This is a genomic window from Flavobacterium sp. 1355, assembly GCF_017833415.1.
Classification (GTDB): Bacteria; Bacteroidota; Bacteroidia; order Flavobacteriales; family Flavobacteriaceae; genus Flavobacterium.
The window spans coordinates 1-5,470 of sequence record NZ_JAFICC010000029.1 but is presented as its reverse complement, the minus strand read 5'-3'; the positions used below and the strand labels follow the sequence as shown (position 1 = coordinate 5,470).

Sequence of the window (5,470 nt, the reverse complement as noted above, 5' to 3'; positions counted from 1 at the left end):
GAAACAAAAAAGAAATACACGTTCGTAGACATATTGAATTGACAGCCGTCTCGTTTTACAACGAGACAAAAGAATAAGAGTAATGGAATCGTAAGATTCGAAAAAGAACCGATAGAGTATCGTCGCATAATAATTAGTTTTGAGCGATCAGAACAAACAATATACGATGAAGAGTTTGATCCTGGCTCAGGATGAACGCTAGCGGCAGGCTTAACACATGCAAGTCGAGGGGTATTAGTTTTCGGACTAAGAGACCGGCGCACGGGTGCGTAACGCGTATGCAATCTACCTTTTACAGAGGGATAGCCCAGAGAAATTTGGATTAATACCTCATAGTATAGCAGCTTCGCATGAAGCCACTATTAAAGTCACAACGGTAAAAGATGAGCATGCGTCCCATTAGCTAGTTGGTAAGGTAACGGCTTACCAAGGCAACGATGGGTAGGGGTCCTGAGAGGGAGATCCCCCACACTGGTACTGAGACACGGACCAGACTCCTACGGGAGGCAGCAGTGAGGAATATTGGACAATGGGCGCAAGCCTGATCCAGCCATGCCGCGTGCAGGATGACGGTCCTATGGATTGTAAACTGCTTTTGTACGAGAAGAAACACTCCGACGTGTCGGAGCTTGACGGTATCGTAAGAATAAGGATCGGCTAACTCCGTGCCAGCAGCCGCGGTAATACGGAGGATCCAAGCGTTATCCGGAATCATTGGGTTTAAAGGGTCCGTAGGCGGTTTAGTAAGTCAGTGGTGAAAGCCCATCGCTCAACGGTGGAACGGCCATTGATACTGCTGAACTTGAATTATTAGGAAGTAACTAGAATATGTAGTGTAGCGGTGAAATGCTTAGAGATTACATGGAATACCAATTGCGAAGGCAGGTTACTACTAATGGATTGACGCTGATGGACGAAAGCGTGGGTAGCGAACAGGATTAGATACCCTGGTAGTCCACGCCGTAAACGATGGATACTAGCTGTTGGGAGCAATCTCAGTGGCTAAGCGAAAGTGATAAGTATCCCACCTGGGGAGTACGTTCGCAAGAATGAAACTCAAAGGAATTGACGGGGGCCCGCACAAGCGGTGGAGCATGTGGTTTAATTCGATGATACGCGAGGAACCTTACCAAGGCTTAAATGTAGATTGACCGTTTTGGAAACAGAACTTTCGCAAGACAATTTACAAGGTGCTGCATGGTTGTCGTCAGCTCGTGCCGTGAGGTGTCAGGTTAAGTCCTATAACGAGCGCAACCCCTGTTGTTAGTTGCCAGCGAGTAGTGTCGGGAACTCTAACAAGACTGCCAGTGCAAACTGTGAGGAAGGTGGGGATGACGTCAAATCATCACGGCCCTTACGCCTTGGGCTACACACGTGCTACAATGGCCGGTACAGAGAGCAGCCACTGGGCGACCAGGAGCGAATCTATAAAACCGGTCACAGTTCGGATCGGAGTCTGCAACTCGACTCCGTGAAGCTGGAATCGCTAGTAATCGGATATCAGCCATGATCCGGTGAATACGTTCCCGGGCCTTGTACACACCGCCCGTCAAGCCATGGAAGCTGGGGGTGCCTGAAGTCGGTGACCGCAAGGAGCTGCCTAGGGTAAAACTGGTAACTAGGGCTAAGTCGTAACAAGGTAGCCGTACCGGAAGGTGCGGCTGGAACACCTCCTTTCTAGAGCCCAATTGTTAGTGGGATGATGTTGAAAGAAAAAAGTTATAAGTTAGCGTTTAGACGTTTAACCCTTAACGGATAACTTTTAACTAAAAACACACGATGGGGAAAAAAGATGATAATTTAGAAGGTTCTGAATTGAAAGGTTCAATTACTCTTGCTGTTAGTTCAAATAATAAATTTTAAGTAAAACAGAGTCTCGTAGCTCAGCTGGTTAGAGTACTACACTGATAATGTAGGGGTCGGCAGTTCGAGTCTGCCCGGGACTACTTTTTTGAAGTTTATAAGTCATAAGTTATGAGTTATAAGTTAAAAAAGACTGTAAGCTTAAAAAAAAGGAAATTCTAGGGTTGAGACCTTATGAGCTGAAAATTCATAACTCATAACTAATAACTCATAAGAAAATTGGGGGATTAGCTCAGCTGGCTAGAGCGCCTGCCTTGCACGCAGGAGGTCAACGGTTCGACTCCGTTATTCTCCACTGATTTACTATAAATATAGTAAATAAAAGTTCATTGACATATTGAGATAAGAAAATAATAAAAAGTAGAAAGCGTTTTTTGTTATAGTAGCAATACTCATAATAAGAAACAAAAAAAACGGTCTCGTTTAAGAACGAGATTGGTACAATAAGCAAAATAAGGGCGTATGGGGGATGCCTAGGCTCTCAGAGGCGATGAAAGGCGTGATAAGCTGCGAAAAGCTGCGGGGACGGGCACACACCGATTGATCCGCAGATACCTGAATGGGGCAACCCACTATGTTGAAGACATAGTACACCGATAGGTGGGCAAACCCGCTGAACTGAAACATCTAAGTAGGCGGAGGAGAAGAAAACAAAAGTGATTCCGTAAGTAGTGGCGAGCGAACGCGGATTAGCCCAAACCAATGTTGTTACGGCAATGTTGGGGTTGTAGGACCACGGGATTTTATGCACAAGGAACCGGAAGTTGCTGGAAAGTGACACCATAGAGGGTGATAGTCCCGTATGGGTAACAAGTGTAATAGATAGTGGTATCCTGAGTAGGGCGGGGCACGTGAAACCCTGTCTGAATTTGGCGGGACCATCCGCTAAGGCTAAATACTCCTGAGAGACCGATAGTGAACCAGTACCGTGAGGGAAAGGTGAAAAGAACCGTGAATAACGGAGTGAAATAGATCCTGAAACCATACGCTTACAAGCGGTCGGAGCCCTTTCGTGGGGTGACGGCGTGCCTTTTGCATAATGAGCCTACGAGTTAACGTTGCTGGCAAGGTTAAGTGGTTAAGCCACGGATCCGTAGCGAAAGCGAGTCTGAATAGGGCGCTTTAGTCAGTAGTGTTAGACGCGAAACCGTGTGATCTACCCATGGGCAGGATGAAGCTGTGGTAACACACAGTGGAGGTCCGAACCGGTTGACGTTGAAAAGTCTTCGGATGACCTGTGGGTAGGGGTGAAAGGCCAATCAAACTCGGAAATAGCTCGTACTCCCCGAAATGCATTTAGGTGCAGCGCTGAATTAAGTTATATAGAGGTAGAGCTACTGATTGGATGCGGGGGCTTCACCGCCTACCAATTCCTGACAAACTCCGAATGCTATATAATGTTTCTCAGCAGTGAGGGCTTGGGTGCTAAGGTCCAAGTCCGAGAGGGAAAGAACCCAGACCATCAGCTAAGGTCCCCAAATATACGCTAAGTTGAAAGAACGAGGTTTGTCTGCCCAGACAGCTAGGATGTTGGCTTGGAAGCAGCCATTCATTTAAAGAGTGCGTAACAGCTCACTAGTCGAGCGGACGAGCATGGATAATAATCGGGCATAAGCGTATTACCGAAGCTATGGATTTACAAGCAATTGTAAGTGGTAGGGGAGCATTCCAGCAGGGTTGAAGGTGTATCGTAAGGTATGCTGGACTGGCTGGAAAAGAAAATGTAGGCATAAGTAACGATAATGCGGGCGAGAAACCCGCACACCGAAAAACTAAGGTTTCCACAGCTATGCTAATCAGCTGTGGGTTAGTCTGGTCCTAAGGCGAACCCGAAAGGGACAGTCGATGGCCAACGGGTTAATATTCCCGTACTACTAATTACTGTGATGGGGTGACGGAGTGATGAAAGCGCCGCGAACTGACGGAATAGTTCGTTGAAGTACCTAGCTATAAGATCTGCAGGCAAATCCACAGATTTTGGTGAAATACGATAGTACTCGGCGTCTTCGGACAAAGAGATAGTGCGCCTAAGGGCTTCCAAGAAAAACCTCTAAACTTCAGGTAATTAGTACCAGTACCGTAAACCGACACAGGTAGTTGAGGAGAGAATCCTAAGGTGCTCGAGAGATTCATGGCTAAGGAATTAGGCAAAATAGACCTGTAACTTCGGGAGAAAGGTCGCCCCGAGCAATCGGGGCCGCAGTGAAGAGGTCCAGGCGACTGTTTATCAAAAACACAGGGCTCTGCAAAATCGTAAGATGAAGTATAGGGCCTGACACCTGCCCGGTGCTGGAAGGTTAAGAGGAGATGTTATCTTCGGAGAAGCATTGAATTGAAGCCCCAGTAAACGGCGGCCGTAACTATAACGGTCCTAAGGTAGCGAAATTCCTTGTCGGGTAAGTTCCGACCTGCACGAATGGTGTAACGATCTGGACACTGTCTCAGCCATGAGCTCGGTGAAATTGTAGTAACGGTGAAGATGCCGTTTACCCGCAGTGGGACGAAAAGACCCTGTGCACCTTTACTATAGCTTAGTATTGACCTTGGATAAATGATGTGTAGGATAGGTTGGAGACTATGAAGCGGCGTCGCCAGGCGTTGTGGAGTCATTGTTGAAATACAACCCTTTGTTTATCTGAGGCCTAACCCCATATTGTGGGGGACAGTGCTTGGTGGGTAGTTTGACTGGGGTGGTCGCCTCCAAAAGAGTAACGGAGGCTTCTAAAGGTTCCCTCAGTACGCTTGGTAACCGTGCGTAGAGTGCAATGGCATAAGGGAGCTTGACTGAGAGACATACAGGTCGATCAGGTACGAAAGTAGAGCATAGTGATCCGGTGGTTCCGCATGGAAGGGCCATCGCTCAAAGGATAAAAGGTACGCCGGGGATAACAGGCTGATCTCCCCCAAGAGCTCATATCGACGGGGGGGTTTGGCACCTCGATGTCGGCTCGTCACATCCTGGGGCTGGAGAAGGTCCCAAGGGTTGGGCTGTTCGCCCATTAAAGTGGCACGCGAGCTGGGTTCAGAACGTCGTGAGACAGTTCGGTCTCTATCTACTGTGGGCGTTAGAAATTTGAGTGGATCTGATTCTAGTACGAGAGGACCGAATTGGACAAACCTCTAGTGTATCTGTTGTCCCGCCAGGGGCACCGCAGAGTAGCTACGTTTGGAAGGGATAAGCGCTGAAAGCATATAAGCGCGAAACCCACCACAAGATGAGATTTCTTTTAAGGATCGTGGAAGATGACCACGTTGATAGGCTATAGATGTAAAGGCAGTAATGTCATAGTCGAGTAGTACTAATAATCCGTAAGCTTATGTACACCCTTTTCCCGATAGCTTCGGCTATCGGGAGAGAACTTTCTAAAAATACTTTTTTCTTTATCTCAGTATGTTAAGATATTTGCTCGACGCGAGCAGTTATGAGTTTTGAGTTATAAGTCGGGGTTGAAAAACCGGAAACTATAAACTGTGAACTGAAAACTAACAGCCTTAAGGTGGTTATTGCGGCGGGGCTCACCTCTTCCCATCCCGAACAGAGTAGTTAAGCCCGCCTGCGCAGATGGTACTGCAGTTATGTGGGAGAGTATGTCGTCGCCTTTCTTTT

General features: G+C 47.3%; 2 tRNA genes and 3 rRNA genes. All 5 read left to right on the top strand.

What is annotated here, in order from left to right:
• The first annotated feature begins 163 nt into the window (after positions 1 to 163).
• The 5 genes from JOD96_RS22355 (at position 164) to rrf (ending at position 5,466) form a co-directional block, all read left to right on the top strand.
• Positions 164 to 1,677 (top strand): 16S ribosomal RNA (locus JOD96_RS22355).
• Between the two features lie 195 nt (positions 1,678 to 1,872).
• Positions 1,873 to 1,946: transfer RNA gene (locus tag JOD96_RS22350), tRNA-Ile, on the top strand.
• A 138-nt stretch (positions 1,947 to 2,084) separates the two neighbouring features.
• Positions 2,085 to 2,158 (top strand) — tRNA-Ala (locus JOD96_RS22345).
• Between the two features lie 146 nt (positions 2,159 to 2,304).
• Positions 2,305 to 5,186: ribosomal RNA gene (locus tag JOD96_RS22340) — 23S ribosomal RNA — on the top strand.
• Positions 5,187 to 5,356: 170 nt separating this feature from the next.
• Positions 5,357 to 5,466, top strand: a 5S ribosomal RNA gene (gene rrf / locus JOD96_RS22335).
• The 16S, 23S and 5S rRNA genes sit together here with 2 tRNA genes alongside, the layout of an rRNA operon.
• Positions 5,467 to 5,470 lie beyond the last annotated feature (4 nt).